This window comes from Nocardia sp. NPDC050413 (genome assembly GCF_040655475.1).
Taxonomy (GTDB): Bacteria; Actinomycetota; Actinomycetes; order Mycobacteriales; family Mycobacteriaceae; genus Nocardia; species Nocardia coubleae.
Genome location: NZ_JBFAJZ010000005.1, coordinates 55,998 through 82,773, shown reverse-complemented (window position 1 = coordinate 82,773; position 26,776 = coordinate 55,998). Strand labels below are relative to the sequence as shown.

Genomic DNA, 26,776 nt, shown 5'->3' with positions numbered 1-26,776 from the left:
CCGGACGCCCAGACATCTCCGCGCAGGCCGGAGCCGCGGACGGCGGGCTGCGCCGGCGATGACGGCCGACGGCTTCGGCACGCGGGGCGCACCGGTCGACCTGCGGCCGACGGCGTCATCGGGACACCCCGTACGACGGCGGGGCAGGCGCGAAGGTGGCGGTCGACGGCGTGGGCAGGCGGTGCTGATGCCTGCGGGGTTTGGTCAGGGAAGCCAGGACCCGGTCGGGGTGGATGGGGTCGGCGACGATGCTGCCGATCCGCACCGATGCCGCCTCGGCGATCGAACGGATCGTCGCCTCGTCGGCCTCGGCGACGGCCAGGCGCCCGTCCGGACGCATCACCGCATCGGTGAAGCCGCGGGTCGCCAGGGCCGTGGCCAGGGCGATCGACGGGGAGGAGGCGACGACGAGCCGGTCGGGATGGCCGCGCCGCAGCTTGGCGGGAGTGCCCTGCCAGACGACGGCGCCCTCGCTCAGCACCACCAGGTGGTCGGCCGCCGACACCACGTCGGCGAGGCTGCCCGCGCTCACCAGCACCGTGCCGCCCCGCCCGACATGACCGCGCAGCACCTCCTGCAACCAACCGCGTTCCATGCCGTCGGCGTCGGCGAACAGGTCGTCGAGGACGAGTAGCGGGGGATCGGCAAGCAGGGCCGTGGCCAGCGCGAGGCGGGTCTGCTGACCCGGATTCAGCTGGGCTACAACGGTATCGGCGAGAGCGCCGAGACCCGTCGTCTCGAGCACCGCCTCGACCCCCCGACCGCCGACGCCCGCGACCGGGGCATAACACGACAGCTGATCGCGCACCGTGCGCGCCGGATGCAGGCCGCGCGGATGCAGCACCGCGCCGACCGCGGCCGGCCCGTGCCCCACCGTCACCTCCACCCGGCCGGTGCTGGGCCGCTGCAGCCCGAGCACCATGCGCAGCAGGGTGGTCTTGCCCGCCCCGGTTGGCCCGACCAGCGCGGTCACCGCACCGGACGGCACCGCGAAGTCGATGCCGTCGACGGCGCTGACCTGGTCGAAGACTTTTCCGACGCCGCGCACCAGCACGGCGTCGCCCCCGGCTTTCCTCACTGCTTACGGGCCGGGTCGGTACCGATCGCGGGCAGCGGATCGGCGTCGATCACGTTGTGCAGCGGCGTCGGCCACAGCGCGGGCGCGGGCCCGAAGGCCTTGTGCGCGTTCTCGATCGTTGCTTTGCCGAGCGCCCGGTTACCCGCGCCACCGATGGCGGCACCGATACCGGCGGGCAGCACCTTGCCCGCCATCAGCGCGGCCCGCTTGGTGATGAAGCGCTTGATGAACTGCTGCAGCAGTTTGCTGTTGATCGCGCCCATGCCGGTCGCCTTGCCCGCCAGCGTGTTCGCCCAGTTCTTGGACTGGGTGCGCAACCCCTTCTGCACGATGGCGATGCCCGCGTCACCGAGGACGACCGCGAGCACCAGCGCGCGCCGGGCCTCCTGGTCATGCGGCTCGATGCCCTGGACGGCGGCCCGTGCCAGCGTGAACAGCGCCGAGGCCTCCATGAAGAACGCCGTCTCCGCGCCGACCGCGCCGAGGGCGGCCACCGTGCCGATGCCCGGCACGGCCGCGGTCGCGCCGACGGCGGCACCGCTGCCGGTCACCGCGAGCAGGTACTGCTTCTCCAGCCGTTCGGCGATCTGGGCCGGGCTCTCCCCGGGATGACGTTCCCGCAGGTACTGGACATAGCGCCGCACGGCAGGGGCCTGCAGCTTGGAACCGGTGTCGAGAACATCGACTACGGCCTTCTCGATCGCACTCTTGAACACGGCGTCGTCCTCCTCTTCGACCGACGAGTCGAACTGTAGGGCACCTGTGGTCCCGACAGCCCATCATGCCAACGACTACCGACACCCCGGTGGTTCCGCGATGTGGGCACGCTCTCCACTCCCACGACCGGTGCCCGGGTTCTACGCTGACCGGATGAGTGAAACGAACCCGACCCGACTGACGCGCGAGTTCACCGAAGCCGGTGCCGAGATCGCCACGATCACCATCGATCATCCGCCGCTCAACCTCTTCGACCGGCCCCTGATCGACGCCCTGATCGCCGATCTCGCCGCGCTCACCGCGCAGCCGCCGCGCGCCGTGCTCATCCGTGCCGAGGGAAAAGTGGTCTCCGGCGGTGTCGACGTGCACGTCTTCGAGGGGCGAAGCGCCGAGCAGGGCGCGCAACTGTGGCGCGAACTGTTCGACCTGATCATCCATCCGCTCGAGGCCCTGCCGTGCCCGGTGGTGTTCGCCGCGCACGGGCTCACCCTCACCGCCGCCTTCGAGATGTCGCTGGCCTGCGACATCATCCTGGCCGCGCCGAAGGCGAAGTTCGGGCTGGTGGAGACGGTGGTCGGCCTGACCCCGTCGATGGGTGGCCCGCAGCGGCTGGCCGAGCGGGCCGGATCGGGCCGGGCCCGCGAGTTCGTGATGACCGGCGATCTCTACGACGCCGCGACCATGGCCGACTGGGGCGTGGTCAACGCCGTCCACGACGACGTCGACACCGCTGCCCGCGCGCTGGTCACCCGCCTCGCCGACGGACCGACCCGCGCGCACGCCGCGACCAAGCAGATCATCGAGGCATGGCGTTCCGGCGGTGTGGCACACGCGGATTCGGTGACGCCGGAGGTGTCGGGCGCCCTGTTCGAGACCGCCGACCTGCGCGGTGCCGTTCGCAGTTTCCTCGATGTCGGCCCAGGTAAGGCGACCTACAAGGGCGAGTGAATCCCGAGCGGCTGACAGAAATGTGATCCACGTCATATAGTCGGAGATGCATGCCGGGCGAGTACGTGGAGGTCTTGATGGGTCAGCCGGAACCGGACACGACCGCACGCTCGGACGGTGCCGCGCCGGAGCGAGGGCCCGGCCCCGAGGCTCGGGTGCCGATCACGAGCGGTCCCGATTTCCGGGCGTTCCGGTCGTCCCCGGTCGGCTCCGGTGTGCTGGGTTGCGGACAACTGCGGCGCGGCCCCGACGGCGTGCTCCGCTACGGCGACCTGCATCCCGCGCTCACCGAACTGCTCGACCTGCGCGTTCACTCCTTCACGAATCGGGAGGCCGTCGTCGAGGTCGGCGGCCCACGCCTGACCTATCGGGAGCTGTGGCACAGCGCTTCGCGCATCGCGGGCGGCCTGCAGGGGCACGGCATCGGCTACGGCGACCGGGTCGCGGTGCACATGCCGACGGGCGCGCGGTGGGTGCAGGCGTTCCTCGGCGCCCTGCTCTCCGGTGCGGTACCGGTCCTGATCCCCGACGGGCTCGGCGCCGACCTGACGGCCCGCGTGATCGCCGACAGCCGCGCCGACTTCGTGCTCGGCCCCGACGGGCCACTGCCCGACAGCACCGCCTACATCGATGACGGTGCGGCGCTGGGCGATCCGGCCCTGCTCTGCTACACCGGCGCCGCCGCGCGCGGTCCGGTGCCCGCCGGGGTCGAGCTAACCAACGAGAACCTCTTGTCGGCGGTGTCGTCGATGGTCGGCGCGCTCGGTCTGCCCGGCGACGGAGTACGCAATCTGGTGCTGCTGCCGCTGGCCCACGCCAGCGGGTGCGTCGACCAGTTGCTGCCGACCTTCGCTGTCGGCGGAACCGTCGTCCTCGCGCCGGGCGCACGCAGCCTGGCCGACGTGCTGGTCAGCGAGCGGATCGACACGGTCTCGGCCACCCCGCGCATCTTCGCCGACCTGCTGCCCGCCTTCGCCGAGCGACGCTCCGGCGCGGGTGTGCGGCGCGTGAGCAAGGCCTGTCACCGCTCCGAACGCGCCGCCGCCCCCGCCTCGGCCCCGCTCACCGCCGCCTTGCGCGCACTGTTCCCCGACGCGCGGCAGTGGTCGGTGTGGGGCGCCACCGAGACCAGCGGCATCGGCCTGCTCGTCGACGACACCGATCGCACCGAGGCGGCGCTCGGGTTCGCCTTCGGTGGAACGGAATTGGCGCTGTCGGGCCCGCAGGCTCGCCAGGGTCGCGGCGAACTGCTCTGTCGCGGACCGAATGTCAGCCGCCGCTACTGGAACAACCCCGCCGCCACTGTCGCCCGGTTCAGCGGAACCTGGTTCCACACGGGCGATTTCGTCCGCATCGACACCGACGGCCTGGTCTACGCCGAACCGGCCGGCTGACTCACACCAGCTTGGCGCGCAACGCCGCGCGCAGGTCGCCCGTGAGGCCGATCTCGGTCAGGTAGCCCTCGATGTCGCCGTAGCGTTCGCGCACGGTGGCATCGGCGGTGCGCAGGTACTCCTCGCGCACGCCGAGGATGTCGACCGACAGTGCCTCGCCACCGCCGATCTTCGGTTCCAGCAGGACGCGCAGGGGTTCCACCGCCGCATTGCTGGCCAGGAAGTCGGTGTAGATGTCGTCCTCGTGCACGCCGACCGCGCGCAGCACGGTCGCCACCGCCCAGCCGGTGCGGTCCTTGCCCGCCGCGCAGTGCACGAGCACGGCGCCCTCGCCGTCGACGATCGAGCCGGCCAGCCGGGTGATGGCCTCGCCCGCCTCGGGCAGCAGCGGGAACTGCCGGTACACCTCGACCATGTGCGCGTACGCGCTGACGGTCGCCGCCTCGTGCGGCGGGGCTTCTTCCATCCGCGAGTCGAACGGGGTGACGTGCAGGCGAACGTCCTCGGGCAGGGTGTCGTGGCCGATGTGGTCGATCTCGACCGGGCCGCGCAGATCGTGCACATCGGTGACCCGCAGCTCGCCGAGTGTGGCGAGACCTTGATCGTCGAGACCGCTGAGCTGCGCCGAGCGCAGGAGCACGCCGGGGCGGACGGTGCCGCCGTCGACGGTGCGCAGCCCGCCCACATCGCGGAAATTGAAGGTGCCGCTGAGGGCGAACTGGTCGGCGCGAGGCGAGAGAGTCACCCGTCCAGGTTATCGGCGGTTCGACCGGGCGTTGGCAGAGTCGGCCGATCGGTCACGAAGTGTGTGACGCGCGTTTCCCCGCGCGACACGTGTGGGCTCACCCACAGGAACGTGAGTGCGGCTACCACGACTTGTACCATCGACCAGTAAGCGATTTCAGCGGGGGCGGCTATTCGAGCGCGAAAACAAAATCGAGCCGTATGGTCGGTTTTTATCAAGGTCGCATTCGGGTAACAAAACAATCTTTCAGTCTGAAAAGGATGGCTGAACCAGTTCGTGAATCTAGAAAACCTTCTAAGATCGTGCTTGCGGGATGTGGTTAACCTCGATGAGGACCCTTCCCGACCAGCTCGCATCGCCGCGGGCAGCGAAATTTGTTGCCGAGGAGTTGTCGTTGAGCGCCAGTCGTGAACTAACCGAAACATCCTTGCGACCCGTCGTTCGCCGGGCCGTGGAAGCAGCCGCGGCGAGTTCGGATACCGCCGGGCTGCGGGCACTGCGAATCTGCCTCCATGCGGGGCTCAGTGCGTATTGGCCGGTGGTGAAGGCCGCCCCGGCGAAAAGCATCAGGTCCTACGAGACCGCGCTGCGGACCCTGCGCGAGCGGTGGATCGAGCCCGGTGACAACGTGGGCGATCCGTCCGCGATCGTGATGTTCCGTGAGATGGATGCCGAGGCGACCGAGTTCCTCGAGCTGTGTGCCGAGCTCTCGGGTACCCAGTGGCTCGAGCCGGTCGACTCCATCGCCAGCTACCTCGTCTCCGTCTTCCACGGCGCGGTGCTGCGCTGGCTCGCCGACGGCAACGACGAAACCATCCTTGTCGTCACCGACGATCTCGTCGGCTGTCTCACCCTCAAGGCCGTCGAAGCCTGAGATTTACTGGACGAGTGACCAGATAGGTGGTTCAGTAGACGGGTGACCGAGACAACAGCGCTGCACCACCTGCACGACGCCACCGCTGACCTCGACCCGCCGCTGGCGGCACTGGACCTGTCCCGGCTCGACGCCAACGCCGCCGATCTGCGCCGCCGCGCGAACGGCGTCGCCATCCGGGTGGCGAGCAAATCGGTGCGCTGCCGGGCCGTGCTCGAGCGGGTCCTCGGCACCGACCTCACCGCGGCCGACGGCTTCGCGGGCATCATGGCCTACTCCCTGCGCGAAGCCATCTGGCTGGCCCGCCTCGGCGCCCGCGACATCCTGCTCGGCTATCCGACCCTCGACCGTGCCGCGCTGGCCGAACTGGCGGGCGCGCCGACGCTGCTGCGCTCGATCACCCTGATGATCGACGACGTCGCCCAGCTCGACCTGGCCCGCGCCGCCCTCGGCACCGACACCGTCCACCCACGCGTCTGCCTCGATGTCGACGCCTCGCTGCGCATCGGCCCGCTGCACCTGGGTGTGCGCCGTTCCCCGATCCGCACCCCCGGCGAGGCCGCCGTCCTGGCGACGCAGGCGCGCGCCCGCGGCTTCGAGGTGGTCGGCGTGATGACCTACGAGGCGCAGATCGCGGGCCTGCCCGACAACAACCCGGCCGTGCGCGTGGTCAAGCGGCTCTCGGCCGCCGAGATCGCCCGCCGCCGCACCCAGGTGCTCGACGCGGTCCGCATGGTGACCGGGCCGCTCGAGATCGTCAACAGCGGCGGCACCGGCTCGATCGAGGTCTCGATCAGCGATCCCGACGTCACCGAGGTGACCGCCGGTTCCGGCCTCTACGTGCCGACCCTCTTCGACCACTACCGCTCCTTCACCCCGCGCCCCGCCCTGTTCTTCGCCACGCCGGTGCTGCGCAAACCCACCCCGAGCATCGCCACCGTCTTCGCGGGCGGCTACATCGCCTCCGGACCCACCGGCCCCAGCCGGGTACCGCTGCCGGTCTGGCCCGCGGGCCTGAAGCTGCTCGGCGCCGAGGGCGCGGGCGAGGTACAGACCCCCCTCGCCGGTGGATCCGAACTCGAGATCGGCGACCGCGTCTGGTTCCGCCACGCCAAGGCGGGCGAACTGTGCGAACGCTTCGCCGAAATCCACCTCGTCGACGAATCGGGAACCCGCACAACCGTTCCCACCTACCGCGGCGAAGGCCAGTGCTTCGGCTGATCAGCGCAGCAGGTCGGTGACCTCGTCGTCGGTGAGCTGGTGGAAGTCGTGGTAGGCGCCGCCGACGCCGCCCAGGTCGTCGGGGGTCCAGAGGCAGACCAGCTCGTCGCATTCGGGGCGGACCCGGTGGGCCGCCTCGGGGGCCGAGACGGGCATCGCCACGATCAAGCGGGCGGGTTGCTGTGCGCGGGCGACGCGGCAGGCGGCGGCCACGGTGGCGCCGGTGGCCATTCCGTCGTCGACGATCACCACCGTGCGGTCGGTCATGGAGACCGGTTCGCCGTCGCGGAGCAGGGTTCGCCTGCGGGCGAGTTCGGCACGTTCCGCGCGCTCGACCTCGGCGAACGCCGCCTCGCTCACCCGGCCGCGTGCCACCACGTCCTCGTTGAGCACCAGCACGTCGTTCTCGCCGAGCGCACCCATCGCCAGTTCGGGATGCTGCGGGAGCCCCAGCTTGCGCACCAGCAGCACATCGAGTTCCCCGTCGATCGCGTCGGCCACGGCGGCCGCGACCGGCACACCGCCGCGCGGCAACCCGAGCACCAGCGGGTGCGTGCCCCGCAGATGTTCCAGTGCCGTGCCGAGAGCGCGGCCCGCCGCAGCGCGATCCGGGTACACCATCGCTTCGAACGCTACTCCGCGGCGGCGTCGGCCGAAACTGTGAAGCGGCGCAGCGACAGGCTCGGGTTGGCCGTGCGCACCCTGGCCAGGTGGGCCGGGTCGATCGACGCGGTGAGCACTCCCGGCTCGTCGCCGAGTTCGGCGAGCACGGTGCCCGCCGGGTCGACGATCATCGACGCGCCCGCCCCGAGCGGCGCGCACTGATCGGCCGCCGCCACGTACACGGTGTTCTCGATGGCCCGCGCGCGCAGCAGCGTGGTCCACTGATCGACCTTCGCCGGGCCGGGAATCCACTGCGCGGGCAGCAGCAGCACGTGCGCCCCCGCCGCCGCGACACGCCGACATCCCTCCGGAAAACGCAGATCGAAGCAGGTCTGCATGCCGAACATCACACCGTCGACGGTGAATGTGGCGGGCGCCACCAGCGGGCCGGCCGCGACGACATCGGATTCCAGGTGCCCGAAAGCGTCGTAGAGATGCACTTTGCGGTAGAGCGCGAGCCGCGATCCGTCGGGTCCGTGCGCCACGAGGGTATTGCTGATCCGGTCCGCGCCCGGTGTCGGCAATTCGACGACACCGGCCACCAGATGCACCTCGAATTCAGCGGCGAGCGCGGCGAGTCCGGTGGTGAACGGCCCGTCGAGCGGCTCGGCGGCGGCCACCACCCGCTCGTCGAGACGGGTCACCGCAAACATCGAGTATTCGGGTGCGACCACGACGCGCGCACCCGATTCGGCAGCGGTTCGCACGTGTTCGCGCAAGGCGGCCAGGTTGGCCGACGTGTCGGTCTGCGGGGCGAATTGGACGACCGCGATCGGCACCGTCGCCGCGGCGTGTTCCTGATGCGATGACCCGTTGTGCAGCTGCATAGGTCACACCGTATTCACCCGGTGGCCCGATCAGCTACCGCCAGGCAGTAAACTCGTGGTCAATGAACACAAATGAGGTCGACAGCGTTCCTGCCGACGACGACAGGCACGACAACGGCCCGACCTTCGCCGATCTCGGGATCGATGACCGTGTCCTCGCGGCCATCGCCGACGTGGGCTACGAGTCGCCGTCGCCGATCCAGGCGGCCACGATTCCCCCACTGCTCTCCGGCGCTGACGTCGTCGGCCTGGCCCAGACGGGCACCGGCAAAACCGCCGCATTCGCGATCCCGATCCTGATGAATCTGGACACCGCGCAGAAGAAGCCGAGCGCACTGGTGCTCGCGCCGACCCGCGAACTCGCGATCCAGGTCGCCGAGGCGTTCGGCAAGTACTCCTCGCACATCCCCGGTCTCCACGTGCTGCCGATCTACGGCGGCCAGAGCTACGGCGTGCAGCTGTCGGGTCTGCGCCGCGGCGCGCATGTGGTCGTCGGTACGCCCGGCCGCGTCATCGACCACCTGGAGAAGGGCACGCTCGATCTCACCGAGCTGCGCTACCTGGTGCTCGACGAGGCCGACGAGATGCTCAAGATGGGCTTCCAGGAGGACGTCGAGCGCATCCTGCGCGACACTCCGCGCGACAAGCAGGTCGCCCTGTTCTCGGCCACCATGCCGGGTGCGATCCGCAAGATCTCCAAGCAGTACCTCAACGACCCGGTCGAGATCACGGTCAAGTCCAAGACCACGACCAACACCAACATCACCCAGCGCTATGTGCAGGTGTCGCACCAGCGCAAGCTCGACGCGCTCACCCGTGTCCTCGAGGTCGAGGACTTCGAGGCGATGATCATCTTCGTGCGCACCAAGCAAGCCACCGAGGAACTGGCCGAGAAGCTGCGCTCGCGCGGTTTCTCCGCCGCCGCGATCAACGGTGACATCGCGCAGAACCAGCGTGAACGCACCATCGGTCAGCTGAAGTCGGGTGCGCTCGACATCCTCGTCGCCACCGATGTGGCCGCGCGTGGTCTCGACGTGGACCGCATTTCGCATGTCGTGAACTACGACATCCCGCACGACACCGAGTCGTATGTGCACCGCATCGGCCGCACCGGTCGCGCGGGCCGCTCGGGTCAGGCGCTGCTGTTCGTCGCGCCGCGTGAACGTCATCTGCTCAAGGCGATCGAGCGTGCCACCCGGCACCCGCTCACCGAGATGCAGCTGCCGAGCGTCGACGACGTGAACGCGACCCGCGCCGCGAAGTTCGGTGACTCCATCACCGAGAACCTGGCCTCGGACAAGATCGAGCTGTTCCGCAAGCTGATCGAGGACTACGAGGCCGAGCACAACACCCCGCTGGTCGATATCGCCGCCGCGCTGGCGGTCGGGGGGTACGACGGGGACAACTTCTTCATGGAGCCCGAGCCGGAGCCCGCGCCGCGTCGCGAACGCGACCGTGATCGCGAGCGTGCCCCGCGCCAGTTCGACGACGAGGACCGTGGACCGCGTCCGCCGTCGTTCTCCCGCGAGAGCGGTGCGGAGCTGGCGACCTACCGGATCAGCGTCGGCAAGCGGCACCGGGTGGTGCCCGGCGCGATCGTCGGCGCCATCGCCAACGAGGGTGGGCTGCGGCGCAGCGACTTCGGGCACATCAGTATCCGGCCCGACTACAGCCTCGTCGAGCTGCCCGCGAACCTGCCGAACGAAACGCTGGAAGCGTTGCGGCGCACCAGGATCAGTGGTGTGCTCATCCAGCTGCAGCCGGATCAGGGCCCGCCGTCGCAGCGGCTCAACGCTCGTGGTCCCCGGCGTGACCGTGAGGCCCGTCCGCGTACCGAACGGCGTAAGCCGCGCACGTAGCGCACCACCGCACGTAGACAAGTCCATGGGTCGCTCCATGGGCTGTCTCGGCGCTGGCTAAGGTGTTGCCGTCGGGTGTGCGTGAACACAGGAGGGCCGCGTTTGTTCGTCTCCGGTGATCGGGTGATCGGTGCTGTCGGCGATCTCGTGCGCGCGGCGGACTGCGAGTTCGCGCTGCTGCGCGCGGTCGACGCCGCCCTCGGCAACCTCCCCGGCACCCGCGACGCCGCCGCGAACCTCGTGCGCGCCGTCGACGTTTCCCCGGAGTTGCTGCGGCACTTCGGTGACCGGCTGCTCCGCATCCCCACCCCCGATCCCGTCGACGCCACCACCCTCACCGAAGCCGCCGCACGCACCACCGACGCTCTGCGTGCCGGTGCCGAGGCGATCGCCGGTGCGGTCTTCTTCGACGGTCGATTCATCTGCCAGGCAGACCTTCTCGTGCGCGACGGTGCGCGGTACGTAGTGCACAGTGCCGTCGCACCTGCGCGAGTCGGGGCTCCGGGCGATGGGCCTCGGCATGACGACGGCGGGCATTCGGGTATCGGCCTGCCCAGGCGTTCACGTGGAAATGGCGACGCGCAGGACCGCGACGTGGATGGCGAGTCGCGCTGGGACGGGGGCGCCGAGGCTGACCGTGACGCGGACAGTGGCGTGTCGCCCGTGCTCGCTGAGTCCCGTTCTGGTGCCGCGGGGTTCGTTGATGCCGACGACCATCGGGTATTGCGGCGTGAACTCGCGGCGGGGCGGACGCCGTTCGAGCGGGTTTCGGCGTCGGTGCGGTCGGTGGGCGTCCACCCGGTTCGGCTGGAGCTGTGTGCTCGGGTCGAAGTAGCCGCGTGCGTCGAGGCATCGGCGGCGGCCGGGGTGGATGTCGACCCCGTGGCGCGAATTTCGACGCCGACCGGTGAACGTGGCGTGGTCGCAGCGGAACTCGAGCCGATCTACCGGGCGCGACGGGCGCGGGTGGAGCGCGTGGTCGAGGAGAAGCTCACCGAATTGCTGCCCGTGCAATGGGGCGATCCGCGCTATCTGGCGTGTGGGCAGTGCCCGACCTGCCGTGCTGCGGCTGCGACCGCACGGGACTTGCTGCTGGTAGCGGGGATTCGGCCCACCCAGCGTGCCCGGCTGCGCGAAGCCGGCGTGCTCACCATCGACCGCCTCGCCGCCACCACCGTCCCCGTCCCCGGCCTCGCCCCGCGCACGGTCACCGAACTGCGCCGCCAAGCCGACATCCAGCTCACCCGCGAACGCACCGCCACCCCCACCTACGCCGTGCGCGACGCCACCGCCCTCGGCGCCCTGCCCGCCCCCCGCCCCGGCGACCTGGCCCTGCTCATCGACCTGGACCACCGAGGAACCATCACCTCGGTAGAACTCGCCGACGCGACAACCACCGTCTTCCGCCCGGACCCCTCGCCGATCGCGTCGACCGACCCGCGCTACGCGAAGGCGAGCGACCACGGATCATTCGCGAGGAGCGGCGGGCTGGGGTCCTACGAGGGGAACGGTGGCGCTCCCGGGGCTTTCGCGAGGGGCGCCGGAGTGCTTGGAACTTCAGGGACCGACGGCGGTGAGCTCGGGCCGTCCACCCAGGACGGGTACGGCCCGGACGTGCTCGAGGAACTGCTCGACATCATCGGTGAGTATCGGGCGCTGGATCCGGATGTGCGGGTCTATCACTACGGGTCGGCGGTGCGGACGGCGCTGCTCGACTGGTCGGGGCGGTTCGGTGTGGGAGCCGATCAGCTCGACGAATTGCTTGCCGACGGGGCACTGGTCGACCTGGCCCCCGTGGTGCGGACCGCATTGCTGATCGGTGAGCAGTCCTACGACGTGGCCGGATTGGCCGCCCTGGTGCCGGGCGCGCACGGTCGCGCGGCCACCGTGCTCGGGATCAGGGACTGGTTGCTCGAGCGGGCGGCCGAGGCGGGAATCGAGGTGCCGGGACCGCGGTTCGCGGTGGCCGAGACCGACATTCCGCCGTCGCTGCGCACGGGATCGCTGGAGGCCGCGCTCGCCGAATTCGCCGCCGACGCACACGGCGACGCGGCCCGGGCGGCCGCGCTCACGGCCGCGGTGCTCGGGTATCACCGGCGTGAACGGCAACCCAGATGGTGGGCGCACATCGACCGGCTCGGGCACCCGGTGGGCGAGTGGGCCGACGCACCGGGCGTGCTGGTCGCCGAGTGGGGCACCGTCGACACCAAATGGCATCGGACACCCCAGCTTCCGACGATGCGCCGCTACCTCACCCTCACCGGCCGCCTCGGCACCGGTGCCACGCTGACCCCCGGCACCCAGATGATCACCATCTACGACGGTGCGGCGGCAGCGGGCATGACGCAGACGCTCGGCAGACGCGCCACCGCCACGGCCACCGTCCTCGGCTGCGCGGTGGACGCCGATTTCGACGACACCGTGCGCCTGGAAGAGCTGCTCCCGGCAGGCTGCCCGCCCTACGACGACCTCCCCGCCGCCATCGCCCCCGGCCCGCCCGACGGTGAGGCCGATCTCGAGGCGGCCCTGGAAGCCACCGCCCAGGACCTGCTGGTGACGTTGCCGTCCGTGCCCGCGAACGCGGTCTACGACCTGCTGCTCCGGCGCCCGCCCCGCCTGCACGAGGGCGCACCGTTACCGCAGGTCGACGGCGATATCGCACACGCCATCGCCCAGGCGACGGCCGCACTCGACGCCTCCTACCTGGCTGTGCACGGACCGCCCGGCACCGGCAAGACCGGGACGACGGCCCGCGCCATCGAGCGCCTCGTCACCCGCAAGCGGTGGCGGATCGGGGTGGTCGCACGCTCGCACGAGGTGATCGAGCGGATCTTCGACGCGGTCGTGGAGGCCGGGTTGCTGCCCGAACTCGTCGCGAAGAAAGACGTGGCGTCGGTGGGCCGCGAATGGTCGGCGATCGAGGGCAGCCGCTATCCACGATTCCTCGACAACGCGGTGAACGGGTGCGTGATCGGCGGCACCACAGCCGATTTCGTCGACGAGACCCTCATCGCCCCCGGCTCGCTCGATCTGCTGGTGATCGCCGACGCGGGCGAATGCTCGCTGGCCGACACGGTCGCCGTCGCGGTGAGCGCGCGCAATCTGCTGCTCGTCGGCGATCCCGAGCCCGCACTCGCCCAGGCCGAACACCCTGAGCCGATTCATGTTTCGGCCCTGGAGTGGCTGTGCGACGGCGCGGCCACCTTGCCCCCGGAGTACGGCTACTTCCTCGACCGCACCTGGCGGATGCACCCCGCCGTCTGCGCGCCGGTGTCGGTGAGCTGCTACGACGGCAAGCTCACGGCGGTTGAGGCCGTCACCCTCGGCCGCGATCTCGCCGGGATCGCGCCCGGGGTGAGTACGGTGTTCGTCGAACATCGTGGCAGCGCGACCGAATCCGATGCCGAGGCCCGCGAGGTGGTGCGCCGCGTGCGCGCGCTGCTCGGCGAAACCTGGACCTCCGGTGGACGCACCCGCAAACTGCACCCGCACGACGTCTTCGTGGTCGCCCCCTACGCCGCGCAGGTGGCGCGCATCCGAACCCTGCTGGCGCGCGCCAAGATCGAGGACGTCCTCGTCGGCACCCCCGACCGTTTCCGGGGCCGTGAAGCCGCCGTGGTCGTGCTGTCGATGACCACCTCCACCCCCGACGACGCCCCCTTCGGTATGCGAGCTCTCCTCTCGCGCACCGTCATCCACGCCACCCTGTGCCGTGCGATGTGGAAGGCGATCATCATCCGCTCGCCGCTGCTCACCGAGTACCTCCCGGACACCCCGGAAGAACTTGCCGCCCTGCGCGGCTTCCTCCAACTCGGTTGACCACTCGGCGGCACACCACCCGTCGCACGGTCCAGCCACCCGAACTCGATCGGCAACTCACCCGCGAGCTGCGATGGTGCTACGCCTCGATCCGATGCCGCCCACCAACTGTGGCCGATTCACCGCCTGCCCTTACGCCGAACCCGGCAGCCGCATGTACCGCACCGGCGACCTCGCCGTCACATGTGGCGGACCGAGCGCCGCGGCTCAAGCGGCGCGCAACAGTCGCCGCAGCCAGTCTGCGGCGGTGTCCGGTGTCGCCGGGGCGACCGACACCTGGTGCCCGGAGTGGACCAGATAGCGGCCGTCGCCGGTGACGTCGATCCAGGACAGGACGCCCGTGGCCGGTTCGTCGGCACCCGGGGCGACGAGGATCTGGCCGATGCCGGTGCGCGGGCGTTGGAGGAGTTTGCGGATACGGGCGGCGTCGGAGGGGCCTGCGACGGGGACGGTGACCAGGTCGCGGCTGTCCTCGCGCACGCGCGCCGCCGGTGCGGCGATCCGCGGGCCGGTGCCGACCGGTTGACGCGGCATCCGGGAGAAGACCTGGGGCGCGAAGCGTTTCGTCGCACCGACCTGAACGTGCAGGTCTCCACCTCGGTCGGCCGAGATACCGGGCGACTGCACGGCGAGTACCGCCACGTCCCCCGCGACGGCGCCGAGCATGCGCACCGGCGCGGGCGCGTGTCCGCACACCTCCACCCGGATCTCCGGTTTGGCCAGCACGCGCAGCGCCGCCGAGAGGTCGGGGTCGAGGGTGCGGGCGCACCAGGCGTCGAGTGCCGGTTGCGCGGCCGCCCGCTCGGCGGTGTCTCGGGTAGACGCCCGAACGGCGAGCGGATACGGGATCCGGTCGCCGTCGGTACGCGCCCAGGCCAGCGCGAACTGGTCGGGCGTGAGGTGCCAGTTCACTCCTGCTCGGTCCACTCTCCGAGCACGGCGGGACTGGTCGGTTCCAGCTTCCCGATCAGCGGGTTCACCTCGTCGGCGGGTTCGAGGAAGGTGGGTTCCTCCTCGAGGAAGCGCAGGAATTCGTCGTCGTCGTCCTCGACGTCGGGCTGGGCGGGTGGACGGGGGCCGCCGGGTGCGCGGGTGTGGTCCGCCGCGACCATCGCGCCACCCATGAGTCCACCGATCGCGCCCGCACTCATCCCGGCAGCCGCTTCGCCACCGGCCACCGTGGGGTCCTGGCGGACATCCTCGGACGACGCCGATCGCGTGGCGGGAGAACCGGATTCGCCGAGCGAAGCCGCCTGGGTCGCCGGAGACCCGGATTCCTTCCGCGAGGCGTTCGCGCGTCTCCCGGTCCGCCCGAGCGTGCCGGCGGGAACTGGACCCGCGACGGGCACCCCACTCGCGGCGACGGACCCACCCGCGCCGGGCACGGCAGTCGACGTACCGGCACCGGACGCGACCGCCGCCGCCGGAGCGACCGCTGTGGAACCGCCTGTGAACAGGGAAGTACTCGCCATCGAGCTACTCGCGCTCGCCGCTGAAACCACGGCACCGGAGCCGTCGGCCGTCGACCCTCCCACCGCGTCGGAAACGGCGTTCCCTGCTGCCGCACCGGTAACCGCGACATCGGAGCCCTCGCCGGTAACCGCCGTGACCACCGACGAAGGCACCGCACCGAGCGCACCGCCGACTTCTACATCCGTTGTGCCCGAGGCGATCTCACCGAAGGCGGGCACCCCCGAGCCGGTGGGCACGAAAGCCCCCGCGTACATCGTCTCCATCGCCTGCACCGCATCCAGCCGGGCATTCTCGGCTTCCCGCGAAATCGTGGCATTGTCCGTGGCCTGCTGCGGATCGAGCAGCGCACCGTCCGGATCGGGCTGCGCCGCAGCGGGTTCGGCGACAGCGGCCCGGATCGACTCCGCCGCGTCACCCGCCTGGCACAGCCGGACACCGACAGCCGTCAGCACATCCGCGATCTGCCGACCCACCTGCTCGAACGTGCGAAGGGCATCGACGGCGGACTGCGCCGCCGACCCGCGCCACCCGTCGGCGATCGCGGCCCGGATCTCGGCATGGGCGTTGTCGACCTCGTCACCGACCGCGGTGGCCGCGGTGAGATACAACTGCCCGCCACTGCTCAAGGCGGCCGGGTCGAGTTGCTGTACCGCCGTGTGGATCTCGGAATGCGACAGGCTGTCGAACACCTCGACGACGGCCACGTAGTCCGGGTCGGTCCCCGGTGCACCGGAAATGCTACGCATGCCCATCACCCGTCTCGATCGCCCGGACCGCGCTCGCCATCGCCTGATCGCTCTCCTGGTAGGCGGCCCCGGCGGCCCGCAGCACGGCGGCCAGCTGACGAGCCGTCGCGGCGTAGGCACGCAACTGGTCGAGGGCGTCACCGGTCTTGGTCTCGAAGCCGGTGCGCAGCGCGGCACCCGAGGGCAGCCCGCCGAAGCCGGGCAGCGTCGCGGCCTGGGTCAAGGCCTGTACCTGCGCGTCGACGGCGGCGGCGAGACGTTCGTAGCGCAGCGCGCACCGTTCGGTTGCGCCGTCGGCGACGAGCACCCCGTCGACCCACAGTCCGCCCTCCTCGACGGCCTGACCGAGCGCCGCCGTATTCGGCAGCCCCGTGCGATTCGATTGCACCGCTTCCCCCTTCGTCGTTCAGTCCGCCGTGGCGAGTATCCACCGCGCGATATCGTCGGCCACGCGGTCCCGCACCGGCTCGTGCAACAGGTCGTGACCGGCGTCGGCGTACTCGCGCAAATCTACCGATCCATACCGCTGTGTCCATAGCCGCATCGCATCGATCGGTGCCCGGCGGTCGTCGATTCCGTGCACCGCGAGCGTCGGCAGGCGCGGGTCGGGCGCGGTCTCGGTGGCCCGGCGCGGTGTGCCGCACAGGACGAGTCCGCGCAGGTCGGCGGCCTGATCGGCGGCGACGGCGAGCGCGGTGACGGCGCCGAGGGAGTGGCCCATGAGTACCGGCGCGGAGGTGGTTTCGGCGCACACCACCTCGAGCAGGCCCCTGGCATCGGCGACCAGCTCGTCGAGGGTGCCCGGCGCGTGCGGATCGCCTTCGCTCAGGCCCTGACCCGAGGTGTCGAGGGTCCACAACTCGATGCCGGTGGCGGCCAGCGCGGCACCGAATCGGTGGTAGTGCCCGCTGTGCTGACCGGTGCCGGGCAGCAGCACGACGGTCGCGGCGACCAGGCCGGGTGACCTGCGCCGGTAGTGCAGACGGCCACGCGCGCTGTCGAAGTAGGGCACCGGCCGATTATCCGCACCTGCCAAAGCATCGCGCCAGCCGTTACACTTCGCCAGTCCACCCGGTTCAGAGTCGAGGTCGTCCATGTTGTCGTTGCGTCGTTGTGTGGCAAGCATTGTCGTCGGTGCGGCAGGCGTGAGCACCGCGGTCACCGGCGTCGCCGGTGCCGACCCGGTCGCCGCCTGTGGGCGGGCCGGTCAGGAGATCGCGATCCACTCGACGGTCCCACTACTCGACTGGTCGGAGAACTTCGGCATCGACGAGCGCGGTGACGTGTGGGTGTCGCGCGTGCTGCGCGGTGAAGTGCAGCGCTACGACAGCGCCGGAAAGCTCACCGCCACGGTGGATATCGCGGCGCCCGGCGCCGTCCGGCTCGGCCCCGACGGCCTGCTCTACGTGGTCACCGGCAATTCGCCGCTGTCGGATTCCGGCGGTGTCGTCCGATTCGACCCCACCGCCGCCGACCCCGTGCCCGAACCCTTCGCCACCGGCTTCATCCACCCCAACGGCGCCGCCTTCGACGCCCAGGGCAACCTGTACGTCACCGCACGTGACGGCGTGCACCGCATCTTCCCCGACGGCACCGAGGACATGACCTGGTGGTCGAACGCCACCGTCGAGGGCCCCAATGGTGTTGTGGTCTCCGGTGATTCGGTGTATGTCACGGCGAACTACGTCGACAGCACGGCCGGTCCGGTCGGCCGGGTGCTCCGCTTGTCGCGCACGAATCCGGCGGTGAGCACAACCATCGCCGACCTGACCTCGTTCGGTTCGCTGCCCGATTTCGTCGACGACCTGGTCCTGCGCGACGGCGCACTGTACGTGACGACCTTGACCGGACAGCTGGTGCGCGTCGACCTAGCCACGGGCGGTGCCTGCACGATCGCCGCCACCCAGCCGCTCACCGCCGTCGTCGCCGACCCGGTCGACTCGTCGGCGCTGCTCGCGGGCACCGAAGAGGGAACCGTCCTGCGCATCCGCCCGCGCGGCTGACCCGAACCCCGCCGTACGACAAACGGCCGCCGACATCAGTCGACGGCCGTTTTCCGATCCTGGTGCCAGGCGGCAGATCAGCCGCCGACGCTCAGCGCCGACGGCGGAGCCGGGGGAGCGGGCGCGGGGGCCGGCTGCGGCGCCTCCGCCGGCGCGGGGGCCGGAGCGGGCGTTTCGGGGGCGGGCGCCTGCGACTGTGCCGTACCGGCACCGGGCGCGCCCGAACCGGGGGCGGGAGCCTGCGGTTCCGGCGCGGGCGGGGCGGCCGGTGCTTCGGGAGCCGCCACCGGCAGATCGGGAACGACGAACGTGCCGACGGTCGGCGTCATCACGCAGCGCGCACCGGGGTAGTCGATGGTGCCCCACATGGAGGCGACCACGGTGCCCGCGCCGCTGGTGATCGTCTTCGACAGCGACGGCAGCTGGTATTCGGTGAGGTCGTCGAGGGCGGCGATACCGCTCTGCCCGTTGTTCACATTCACCCAGGCCACGCTCAGGCCGGAGGCCAGCGGCACACCGGTGTGGGCAGGACTGGCGCTGAACCGGACATCGCCCGGGGTCAGGCTGGTTCCGGTGCGCGGGCCGGGGCCCTCGACGGTCGCGGCGGCGATGATGGTGGTGATGGGTCCGTTGCTGCCGCAGCCGAAGGTGGGGGCGGCGTAGCCCAGCGGGATGAACTGGGCCGAGATGTCACGCAGGCGGTCGGCGCCGACCATGCCGGTGAAGTTGGCGATCGCGTCGACACCGGCCTTGGTGCTCACGTCCTCGCCCGCGAGAGCGTGCAGGTGGGTGATGGCGTCGTCGAGAGGAGACGCACTCGCGGTCGACGCGAGCACGACCACCGCCCCGATGCTCGCCGCGGTCACCGCCGCCGCCCTACCTGCGATGGATCTGCCGTTCACCGTAACTCCCTGCTGCTCGCCCACCGGTTCCCCGGTCCGTGTGGCAACGTACCAGTTCGACGGGCCGGTGGCAGCGTGGTGGTGTCGTGGCGTCGCCGTGCGGGGTAGGTTTCTCCAGGACGGCTACTAGAGACGCTGGGAGACCCGTATGAAGCTAGCCCTGTCCCCGGAAGAGGTCGCCTTCCGCGATGAGCTCCGGCACTTCTATCGCACCGAGATCCCCGTCGAGATCCGTGACCGTGTGAAATACGGACACGAGCTTTCCCGCGAAGACATCGTCACCGCCAACAAGATCCTCAACGATCACGGGCTCGCCGTGCCGAACTGGCCGGTCGAGTGGGGCGGCAAGGACTGGACGCCGATGCAGCGTCACCTGTGGCTCGACGAGATGCAGCTGGCCTCGGTGCCCGAGCCGCTCACCTTCAACGCCTCCATGGTCGGCCCGGTGATCGCCCAGTTCGGTTCCCAGGAGCTCAAGCAGCGTTTCCTGCCGCCCACCGCTGCCCTCGACATCTGGTGGTGCCAGGGCTTCTCCGAGCCCGACGCCGGTTCCGACCTGGCCTCGCTGCGCACCACCGCCGTCCGCGACGGCGACTCCTACATCGTCAACGGTCAGAAGATCTGGACCACGCTCGGCCAGTACGCCGACTGGATCTTCTGCCTCGTGCGCACCGATCCGTCGGCGCCCAAGAAACAGGCGGGCATCTCCTTCCTGCTCTTCGATGTGAAGTCGCCCGGTGTCACGATGCGCCCGATCAAACTGATCGACGGCAGCTACGAGGTGAACGAGGTGTTCTTCGAGGACGTCCGGGTGCCCGCCGATCAGCTGGTCGGCGAGGAGAATCAGGGCTGGACCTACGCCAAGTTCCTGCTCGGCAACGAACGCACCTCCATCACCGGCGTCGGCAAGACCAAGGTCAAGATCGGGCTGGCCAAGGACCACGCGCGCTCGATCCGCACCGGCCACGGCACCCTGCTCGAGGACCCGGTGTTCGCCGCGCGGATCGCCGAACTCGAGAACGAACTGCTCGCCCTGGAACTCACCCAGCTGCGGGTGGTGTCGAATTCGGCCGACGGCAAACCCAATCCGGCCTCCTCGGTCCTGAAACTGCGCGGCACCGAACTGCAGCAGGCCGCCACCGAACTGCTGCTCGACATCGCGGGCGCCGACGCCCTGCCCGTCGACGCCGACGACATCGCCTCACCCGCCTGGGCCCAGCACACCGGCCCCGGCTACCTGAACTACCGCAAGGTGACCATCTACGGAGGTTCGAGCGAGGTCCAACGCTCGATCATTTCCTCCACGATCCTCGGATTGTGAGGCGCTGACATGGATCTGGCACTGACCGAAGAACAGACGATGCTGCGTGACACCGTGCGCGAACTGCTGCACCGGTTCTACGACAGCGAGGCCATCACCAAGGCCGGTGACACCGATCCCGGCTGGAGCCGCACGGTCTGGAAGCAACTCGCCGACCTCGGCGTCCTCGGCCTGACCATCCCCGAGGAAGACGGCGGCGTCGGCGCGGGCCCCGTCGAGGCGATGCTCGTGCAGGAGGAACTGGGCCGTGCGCTCGCCCCCGAACCGGTGCTCGACGCCGTGGTCGTTCCGGCCGAGCTGATCCGGCTCACCGGCAGCGCCGACCAGCGCCACCGGCTGCTGCCCGCGCTCGCCGAGGGCACCGTCCTGCTCGCCTTCGCCCATGCCGAACCGGGACAGCGCTGGCCGTCCACCGAGGTCACCACAACCGCCGAGCAACAGGGTGATTCGTACACCCTGACCGGTGTGAAGAACCCGGTCCCGCGCGGCGATTGCGCCGATCAGCTGATCGTCAGCGCGGTACTTCCCGGCGGCGGTGTCGGCCTGTTCCTGGTCGACCCCACCGGCTCCGGCGTGCAGCGCCGCACCTACCGCACCTTCGACGGCCGCCGCGGCGCCCAATTCGATTTCGCCTCGGCGCCGGGCGAATTGCTCGGTGACACGGTCGACGCGGCCGAACAGATCGCGCTCGCCCAGGGCTACGCCCAAGCGGCACTGTGCGCGGAATCGGTGGGCGCCATGCAGGTAGCACTCACCTCGACCACCGACTACCTGAAGTCGCGCAAACAGTTCGGCGTCACCCTGTCGAAGTTCCAGACACTCACCCAGCGCGCCGCCGACTGCTACGTCTCCCTGGAACTGGCCCGCAGCATGAACCTCTACATCACCGCCGCCCTCGCCGACGGCTCCAACGACCCGATCGTCGCCTCACGCGCCCGCCTGCAGATCGGCAAGTCCGCCGCCCACATCGGCCGCGAGGCCATCCAGATGCACGGCGGAATCGGCGTCACCGCCGAATACCCGGTGAGCCACTACGTCGCCCGCCTCACCGCGATCGGCCAAACCCTCGGCGGCGAACTGGAACACCGACGGGTGCTCGCCGATCGTGTCGGCAGTTACGACTTGCCGGAGTTGTAGAAGACCACTGATGGTGCGTGCCCCCCGTGGGTGCGCACCATTTTCTTGTCCGGAACCCCTGTGGGCGCCCCGTTTCGGGTCAGCCGTCGGCCTGGGTGGTTGTCGGTGGGGCCGTGGTGGGTTCGGGGGAGCGGGTGGTGTTGTCGTGGGCGTTGGTGGTGGGGAGCTCGGAGTCTTCGAACTCGCCCTCGTAGGTCGGGCGGGTGCGTGGCGGGCTCACCGTGCGGGTGGGGGCTGTGGTGCGCGGCGGGCGGGTGGTGGTCGGCGTCGAGTCCTCGGTGGTGGTCTCGGGGGACTCGGTGGTCGTTTCCGGCGGGCGGGATTCGGTTGTCGCCTCGGTGGGATGGCCCTCGCTCGTCGGTTCGTCCGGTGCGGGGGTTTCCGAAGGGGACGTCTCGGTGGAGCTGAGGCTGAAGGGCTTGCGCGGCGACATGTACGGGGCGATGCGCCAGGTCGGTGACGGCGGGATCGAGACGCGGACCGTGGTGGAGGTCGGGTCGTCGGCGACCTGGCTCGGTGCCGCGGCCAGTCCGGCCTGCAGCGGTGGCGGCGTCACGTAGACGTCCTGCTGTCCGACGCCGCACGCACCGATCACGATCAGTCCGAGCGACACCGCGCCAACAGCGATTGCCGGACCTACGAGCTTGGCCCTGCTGTCTTCCATCGCCTTCTACTCCTCGTCGGCTTCGGGTCGCCTCACAGTAGTGCAGCCCCGGAAAATCGGCTCATTGTAAACATGAATGATTCAGATATCGGATTGGTCTCGTAAGCGTGTCGTGGTGACGTGTCGCGGGCTTTCGTAGCGAGAGGGTCGTAGCGTGTGTGAGCAAAGTTACGCATGAGACGCCCGGACCGAAACCCCTGACGCGCGAGGTTTGCGCGACGCAAGAATCAGATCGGCGTCATCGAGGAGAGTCTGATGGGAGCTTATTCGACACCCCGGCTGGAAACGGCCGAGGCGAACCCCGATCCGGCCACCGAGGCCCCCGAGACCCCCGACACCGCAACCCCGCCGGGCAACGGCGCGTTCGCTGTCGTGGCCCGGGTACTCGGCTGGTTGTTCTTCGTCGGCGGACTCGTCGGCGCGGGCCTCGGCATCGCCGGGCTGCACGTGGAGATCACGGTGGCGGGCCTGATCCTGGCCTGCACCGCGGGTTTGATCCTGCTCAAGCTGCGCGCTGATCAGGAGCCGCGCGAAACCGCCTGAGCCACTGCATAATCCGATTCCACCACCGACGGGTAAGCGCTACCGTCGATGTGGTGCGAATCGATATCACCGGTGACGCCGCCCGGTTCCTGCCCGAGGCCGAAACCTTCCTGCGCCGTGATGCCCTGCGCAACACGGTGATCGCGAGCAGCGTCGTCAATCAGATCAACGGCAACTTCTCGGGCACCCGATTCCTGGCGGTGCGCGAGGAGGACGTCGTCGGACTCGCCCAGTGCACCGACGACGGCCGCGCCTACCTGGGCGACCTGCCCGCCGCGAGCATCCCGTCCGTGGTCGACACCCTCGTCGAGCACATCGAGAACCTGCGCAGCGTCGAAGGTTCCAGCGCCGAAGTCGACGCATTCCTCGCCCACTGGTCGACGGCACACCGCGGCACGCACCGCCTGGACTACACCGCGCGGCTCTACCGGCTCGAAACCCTGTACGCACCCGAGGTTCCCGGCGTCGCCCGGCAGGCCACCCCGAACGACGTGGAGCTGTGCCTGGCATGGTTCGCCGACTTCGACCGCGAGATCGGTGCCGTGCGTGCCCTCGACGAAGAACGGGCGCTGCGGCTGATCGGACGCGGGTGGTGGTGGCTGTGGGAGGTCGACGGCGCCCCGCGCAGCTTCGTCGCCCGGCAGACCGAGGTGTTCGGCTGGGCGCGGATCGGGCCCGTCTACACCCCGGCCGCGTGGCGCGGCAACGGGTACGCCAGTGCGCTCACGGCGGCGGTGTCGGCGGCGATCCGGGCCGAGGACGCCGACGTGTGCCTGTTCACCGATCTGGACAACCCCACCTCGAACAAGATCTACGAGGGAATCGGATTCCGGCCCGTGCGTGACTTCCTGAACTACGAACTCAGCCGCTGAGCGCGGCGACGATCACCCAGCCGACGGCGACGAAAAGCGCGATCAGCGACAGCCAACCCATGACCGAGCCCTGCCATCGCGAGGTCCGCTTCGGACCGAGATAGGCCTCCGCGACGGACTTCTGCGGCTGCACCGGTCGGGGAGGCGGCGATGCCTGCCACTGCTGAGGCGGGCTGGGCCGATACGCGGCCGGCGCGGGGGGCTGGTGCACCGGAAAACGCGGTGCGGCAAGGGGAGCGGTGGGCACTCGGCCGACGGCAACGGGAGCGGTGAGCGCTTGGGCGGCCGCGGCGGCGAACTCCGCGCAGGTGGCGTACCGGTGCTCGCGGCGCTTGGCCATCGCGCGCGCCAGCACCGCGTCCATCGCCGGTGACAGATCGGGACGCAAGGCGCTCGCGCGCGGCGGCGGCTGTTGCAGATGACCCTGGATCACCGACACCGGATTCGGCGCGTCGAACGGGGTGGCCCCGGTGAGCAGCCGGAACAGGGTGCAGGCCAGCGAATACTGGTCGGCGCGGCCGTCGAGCGCGACGCCGGTGAGCTGCTCGGGCGAGGCGAAAGCCAGGGTGGCGGTGAAGCTTCCGGTCTGGGTGAGCTTCGCGGCGTTGTCGTCGTGCAGGCGGGCGATGCCGAAATCGGTGAGATACACCCGCTCGGCGCCGTGCACCGATTCGATCAGGATGTTGGCCGGTTTCACATCGCGGTGCAGTACGCCACGGCTGTGCGCGAAGTCCAGCGCCGCAGCGGTTTCGGTGACGATGTGCACCGCCCGCGCCGGATCGACCGGATCGGGCAGCGACGCGGCGTCGGCACCGTCGATGTAGCGCATCGAGATCCACAGCTGGTCGTCCTCGACACCCCGGTCGTACACGGTGACGATATTCGGGTGCTCGAGCTGGGCGACCAGGTCGGCCTCACGTTCGAACCTGGCCCGGATCTCGTTGTCGAAGAACAACTCCCGGTTCAGCAACTTCATCGCGGTGCGCCGGGGCAGGCGCGGATGCCTGGCCAGATACACCGAACCCATGCCACCACGGCCGAGCAGCCGCTCGATGGTGTACCCGGCGAAGACGCCCGTCGTCTCCGGCATCAGTTCAGCGGGGCCGAACGCCACCAGCGCAGCACGTCCTCGGGTTCGCCGTAACTGTCGGTGAACATCAGGAACTGGGCGCGATCCGGGTCGCCGGTGAACACGGTGATGATCTTGTTTCCGTTGTCGGAGTACTTGTAGTTGGTGTACTGCTTGCCGCCGTTGGTGTCGGTCGACTTGGTGTTGGCGGGTAGGCCGTCGATCACCGCCTGTACGTCGGCGGCCGAGTTGTACACGTAGAAGCGGTAGAACGGGTCGTTGTCCTGCTCGTCACCGCCGCCGTAGCAGCGCCACTGCCACGCCCATGAACCGAACTGCGGATCGCCGTCGTTGTCCGTCGGGGTGTAGCTGGGATCGGTCTCCCAGCAGGTGGCGCCGTTGTAGCCGGTCTCGCTGTCGACATCGGGCGGAACCATCCCGCTGAACTCGGCGCTGATCGCGGCGGCGTCGGGGGTGACGTGCTTGGCCGCGGTGGTCGAGGTCGTCGATGTGGTCGCCGCGGTGCTCGAATCGCCGCCGCTCGCCGCGACACCGATGCCGATCAGCAGGGCCAGCACCAGCACGACGGCGATCACGATGCCGACGATCAGTCCGGTGTTGGACTTCGACGGCGGCCGCTGCGGGTACTGGGTGTAGTTGCCGCCCGTGGGCTGACGCGGCGCCGCGAACTGCGGGTGCGACTGCTGGCTGTAGGCGCCGCCGGTGTGTGGCGCGGGTGTCTGGTTGCGCATCGGCGGCGCGGTCATCGGGCCCTGGGTGTGGGCGGTACCCATGGGACCGGCCGTCATCGCGTTGCCGGTCATTCCGGCGCCCGTCATCGGGCCCTGTGCCGCAAGGGGATACGGCGAACCGGTCTGCGGGATCGCGCCACCCGTGGTGGGTCGGGGGCCGCCGGTGATCGGCATCCCCGGTCCTGTGCTCGGCCGGGCGAGCGGCAGCGCGGGTGAGCTCGGATTGTTCAGCGCGGCGATCGCGGCGGCGGCGAAATCCGAACACGAAGCGAACCGGTCGTCAGGGCGCTTGGACATCGCCTTGGCCAGCACGCCGTCGAGCGCGGGCGGCAGACCCGGACGCACACTGCTCAGCGGCGGCGGCGGTTGCTGCAGATGACCCTGGATCACGGCGGCCGGGTTGGTAGCCGCGAACGGGCCGGACCCGGTGAACAGCCAGAACAGCGTGCAGGCCAGCGAATACTGGTCGGAACGGTGATCGAGGGAGGCGCCGGTGAGCTGCTCGGGGGAGGCGTAGGCGAGGGTGGCGGTGAAGGTGCCGGTCTGGGTGAGATGACCGGTGTCGTCACGTAGGCGGGCGATACCGAAGTCGGTGAGATACACGCGTTCGCCACGGCCCGCGCCCGAGCGGGCGAGCAGGATGTTCGCGGGCTTCACGTCGCGGTGCAGCACACCCATGCCGTGCGCGTAGTCCAGCGCGTCGGCGGTCTCCTTCACGATCTGCAGCGCGCGCGCCGGTGGCAGCGACTGCGGTTCCACCGAAGCGGCATCGATACCGTCGATGTACTGCATGGAGATCCAGAGTTGCTCGTCGTCGAGGCCCCGGTCGTACACGGTGACGATGTTCGGGTGATCAAGGCGCGCGACCAGGTCGGCCTCGCGTTCGAAACGCGCACGCACTTCCTGGTCGAAGAACATCTCGCGGTTGAGTAGCTTCAGCGCTGTGAGCCTCGGTAGGCGCGGGTGCTTGGCGAGATAGACCGAACCCATGCCACCGCGGCCGAGCTGCCGTTCGATGACATAACCGGCGAAGACATCTCCGTTGGCCAGCATGTCTGCTCCACTTCCCGCCGTGCGCCGGGACCCACCAGCGCACGCGCGTACCGAAAATCATCGAAACCATAGCAGTCGGTGACCACACCGACGGGG

The 26,776-nt window shown here is 70.0% G+C and carries 24 protein-coding genes; 11 read left to right on the top strand and 13 right to left on the bottom strand.

Annotation, left to right across the window (positions count from 1 at the left end; translation table 11 throughout):
- Positions 1-115: 115 nt before the first annotated feature.
- A complete protein-coding gene (locus tag AB0I19_RS14880) occupies positions 116-1,078 on the bottom strand; it encodes an ATP-binding cassette domain-containing protein (protein WP_357148763.1) in 963 nt (320 codons plus the stop codon).
- Positions 1,075-1,794 (bottom strand): hypothetical protein, encoded by a 720-nt coding sequence (locus AB0I19_RS14875; protein WP_243749741.1) that lies wholly within the window; start codon positions 1,792-1,794, stop codon positions 1,075-1,077. The genes AB0I19_RS14880 and AB0I19_RS14875 overlap by 4 nt, the downstream gene beginning before the upstream one ends.
- Before the next feature lie 154 nt (positions 1,795-1,948).
- Here AB0I19_RS14875 and AB0I19_RS14870 point away from each other — a divergent pair, with 154 nt between their 5' ends.
- Both AB0I19_RS14870 and AB0I19_RS14865 read left to right on the top strand, forming a co-directional pair.
- Positions 1,949-2,743 (top strand): enoyl-CoA hydratase/isomerase family protein, encoded by a 795-nt coding sequence (locus AB0I19_RS14870; protein WP_357148759.1) that lies wholly within the window; start codon positions 1,949-1,951, stop codon positions 2,741-2,743.
- 50 nt (positions 2,744-2,793) lie between these two features.
- Positions 2,794-4,137 carry an AMP-binding protein gene (locus AB0I19_RS14865; RefSeq protein ID WP_357148756.1) on the top strand — a complete coding sequence of 448 codons (1,344 nt, stop codon included), beginning with the start codon at positions 2,794-2,796 and terminating at the stop codon, positions 4,135-4,137.
- A gap of 1 nt (position 4,138) precedes the next feature.
- Here AB0I19_RS14865 and AB0I19_RS14860 read toward each other — a convergent pair whose 3' ends face one another.
- Positions 4,139-4,882, bottom strand: coding sequence for a tyrosine-protein phosphatase (locus AB0I19_RS14860; RefSeq protein WP_357148754.1), 744 nt, complete (start codon positions 4,880-4,882; stop codon positions 4,139-4,141).
- A gap of 394 nt (positions 4,883-5,276) precedes the next feature.
- Between AB0I19_RS14860 and AB0I19_RS14855 the strand changes: the two genes are divergently transcribed.
- Entirely contained in the window at positions 5,277-5,756 is a 480-nt protein-coding gene (locus tag AB0I19_RS14855) for a TetR family transcriptional regulator (RefSeq protein WP_225278834.1), read from the top strand.
- Positions 5,757-5,798: 42 nt separating this feature from the next.
- On the top strand, positions 5,799-6,977 hold the full coding sequence (locus tag AB0I19_RS14850; RefSeq protein ID WP_084456734.1) for an amino acid deaminase/aldolase: 1,179 nt from the start codon (positions 5,799-5,801) through the stop codon (positions 6,975-6,977).
- Here the strand turns inward: AB0I19_RS14850 and AB0I19_RS14845 are convergent, their stop codons facing one another.
- Together AB0I19_RS14845 and AB0I19_RS14840 are read right to left on the bottom strand one after the other, a co-directional pair.
- On the bottom strand, positions 6,978-7,598 hold the full coding sequence (locus tag AB0I19_RS14845; protein ID WP_357148750.1) for a phosphoribosyltransferase family protein: 621 nt from the start codon (positions 7,596-7,598) through the stop codon (positions 6,978-6,980). It lies immediately after the preceding gene.
- Between the two features lie 11 nt (positions 7,599-7,609).
- A complete protein-coding gene (locus AB0I19_RS14840; RefSeq protein WP_357148748.1) occupies positions 7,610-8,467 on the bottom strand; it encodes a carbon-nitrogen hydrolase family protein in 858 nt (285 codons plus the stop codon).
- A 62-nt stretch (positions 8,468-8,529) separates the two neighbouring features.
- Between AB0I19_RS14840 and AB0I19_RS14835 the strand changes: the two genes are divergently transcribed.
- Both AB0I19_RS14835 and AB0I19_RS14830 read left to right on the top strand, forming a co-directional pair.
- Complete coding sequence (locus AB0I19_RS14835; RefSeq protein WP_357148745.1) at positions 8,530-10,326, top strand: DEAD/DEAH box helicase; 1,797 nt, start codon at positions 8,530-8,532, stop codon at positions 10,324-10,326.
- An 81-nt stretch (positions 10,327-10,407) separates the two neighbouring features.
- Positions 10,408-14,145 carry an AAA domain-containing protein gene (locus AB0I19_RS14830; RefSeq protein ID WP_357148742.1) on the top strand — a complete coding sequence of 1,246 codons (3,738 nt, stop codon included), beginning with the start codon at positions 10,408-10,410 and terminating at the stop codon, positions 14,143-14,145.
- A gap of 207 nt (positions 14,146-14,352) precedes the next feature.
- On the opposite strand, the gene AB0I19_RS14825 is transcribed toward AB0I19_RS14830, so the two are convergent.
- The 4 genes from AB0I19_RS14825 to AB0I19_RS14810 are packed head-to-tail and all read right to left on the bottom strand — an operon-like array spanning position 14,353 to position 17,376.
- Positions 14,353-15,057, bottom strand: a complete 705-nt coding sequence (locus tag AB0I19_RS14825) for an ESX secretion-associated protein EspG (RefSeq protein WP_357148740.1) — start codon at positions 15,055-15,057, stop codon at positions 14,353-14,355.
- Positions 15,054-16,364: a hypothetical protein gene (locus AB0I19_RS14820; protein ID WP_357148738.1), complete on the bottom strand. Its 1,311-nt coding sequence runs from the start codon at positions 16,362-16,364 to the stop codon at positions 15,054-15,056. The genes AB0I19_RS14825 and AB0I19_RS14820 overlap by 4 nt, the downstream gene beginning before the upstream one ends.
- On the bottom strand, positions 16,357-16,752 hold the full coding sequence (locus AB0I19_RS14815) for a hypothetical protein (RefSeq protein ID WP_357148736.1): 396 nt from the start codon (positions 16,750-16,752) through the stop codon (positions 16,357-16,359). The genes AB0I19_RS14820 and AB0I19_RS14815 overlap by 8 nt, the downstream gene beginning before the upstream one ends.
- Positions 16,753-16,770: 18 nt before the next feature.
- Complete coding sequence (locus tag AB0I19_RS14810; RefSeq protein ID WP_357148733.1) at positions 16,771-17,376, bottom strand: alpha/beta fold hydrolase; 606 nt, start codon at positions 17,374-17,376, stop codon at positions 16,771-16,773.
- Between the two features lie 103 nt (positions 17,377-17,479).
- On the opposite strand from AB0I19_RS14810, the gene AB0I19_RS14805 reads away from it, so the two are divergent.
- Complete coding sequence (locus AB0I19_RS14805; RefSeq protein ID WP_357148730.1) at positions 17,480-18,367, top strand: hypothetical protein; 888 nt, start codon at positions 17,480-17,482, stop codon at positions 18,365-18,367.
- 77 nt (positions 18,368-18,444) lie between these two features.
- On the opposite strand, the gene AB0I19_RS14800 is transcribed toward AB0I19_RS14805, so the two are convergent.
- Positions 18,445-19,269, bottom strand: coding sequence for a hypothetical protein (locus AB0I19_RS14800; protein WP_357148727.1), 825 nt, complete (start codon positions 19,267-19,269; stop codon positions 18,445-18,447).
- 148 nt (positions 19,270-19,417) lie between these two features.
- On the opposite strand from AB0I19_RS14800, the gene AB0I19_RS14795 reads away from it, so the two are divergent.
- Together AB0I19_RS14795 and AB0I19_RS14790 are read left to right on the top strand one after the other, a co-directional pair.
- A complete protein-coding gene (locus AB0I19_RS14795) occupies positions 19,418-20,590 on the top strand; it encodes an acyl-CoA dehydrogenase family protein (RefSeq protein WP_067637592.1) in 1,173 nt (390 codons plus the stop codon).
- Between the two features lie 9 nt (positions 20,591-20,599).
- The gene (locus tag AB0I19_RS14790) at positions 20,600-21,727 is read left to right on the top strand and encodes an acyl-CoA dehydrogenase family protein (RefSeq protein WP_357148724.1); all 1,128 of its coding nucleotides are present in this window, start codon (positions 20,600-20,602) and stop codon (positions 21,725-21,727) included.
- Positions 21,728-21,806: 79 nt separating this feature from the next.
- Here AB0I19_RS14790 and AB0I19_RS14785 read toward each other — a convergent pair whose 3' ends face one another.
- Positions 21,807-22,391: a hypothetical protein gene (locus AB0I19_RS14785; RefSeq protein WP_357148721.1), complete on the bottom strand. Its 585-nt coding sequence runs from the start codon at positions 22,389-22,391 to the stop codon at positions 21,807-21,809.
- A gap of 255 nt (positions 22,392-22,646) precedes the next feature.
- Here AB0I19_RS14785 and AB0I19_RS14780 point away from each other — a divergent pair, with 255 nt between their 5' ends.
- Entirely contained in the window at positions 22,647-22,934 is a 288-nt protein-coding gene (locus AB0I19_RS14780; protein WP_067637588.1) for a hypothetical protein, read from the top strand.
- Between the two features lie 53 nt (positions 22,935-22,987).
- Positions 22,988-23,806: a GNAT family N-acetyltransferase gene (locus AB0I19_RS14775; protein ID WP_357148719.1), complete on the top strand. Its 819-nt coding sequence runs from the start codon at positions 22,988-22,990 to the stop codon at positions 23,804-23,806.
- Here the strand turns inward: AB0I19_RS14775 and AB0I19_RS14770 are convergent.
- Both AB0I19_RS14770 and AB0I19_RS14765 read right to left on the bottom strand, forming a co-directional pair.
- On the bottom strand, positions 23,796-24,896 hold the full coding sequence (locus AB0I19_RS14770) for a protein kinase (protein WP_357148716.1): 1,101 nt from the start codon (positions 24,894-24,896) through the stop codon (positions 23,796-23,798). The genes AB0I19_RS14775 and AB0I19_RS14770 overlap by 11 nt on opposite strands.
- Complete coding sequence (locus AB0I19_RS14765; RefSeq protein WP_357148713.1) at positions 24,896-26,680, bottom strand: protein kinase; 1,785 nt, start codon at positions 26,678-26,680, stop codon at positions 24,896-24,898. The genes AB0I19_RS14770 and AB0I19_RS14765 overlap by 1 nt, the downstream gene beginning before the upstream one ends.
- Positions 26,681-26,776 lie beyond the last annotated feature (96 nt).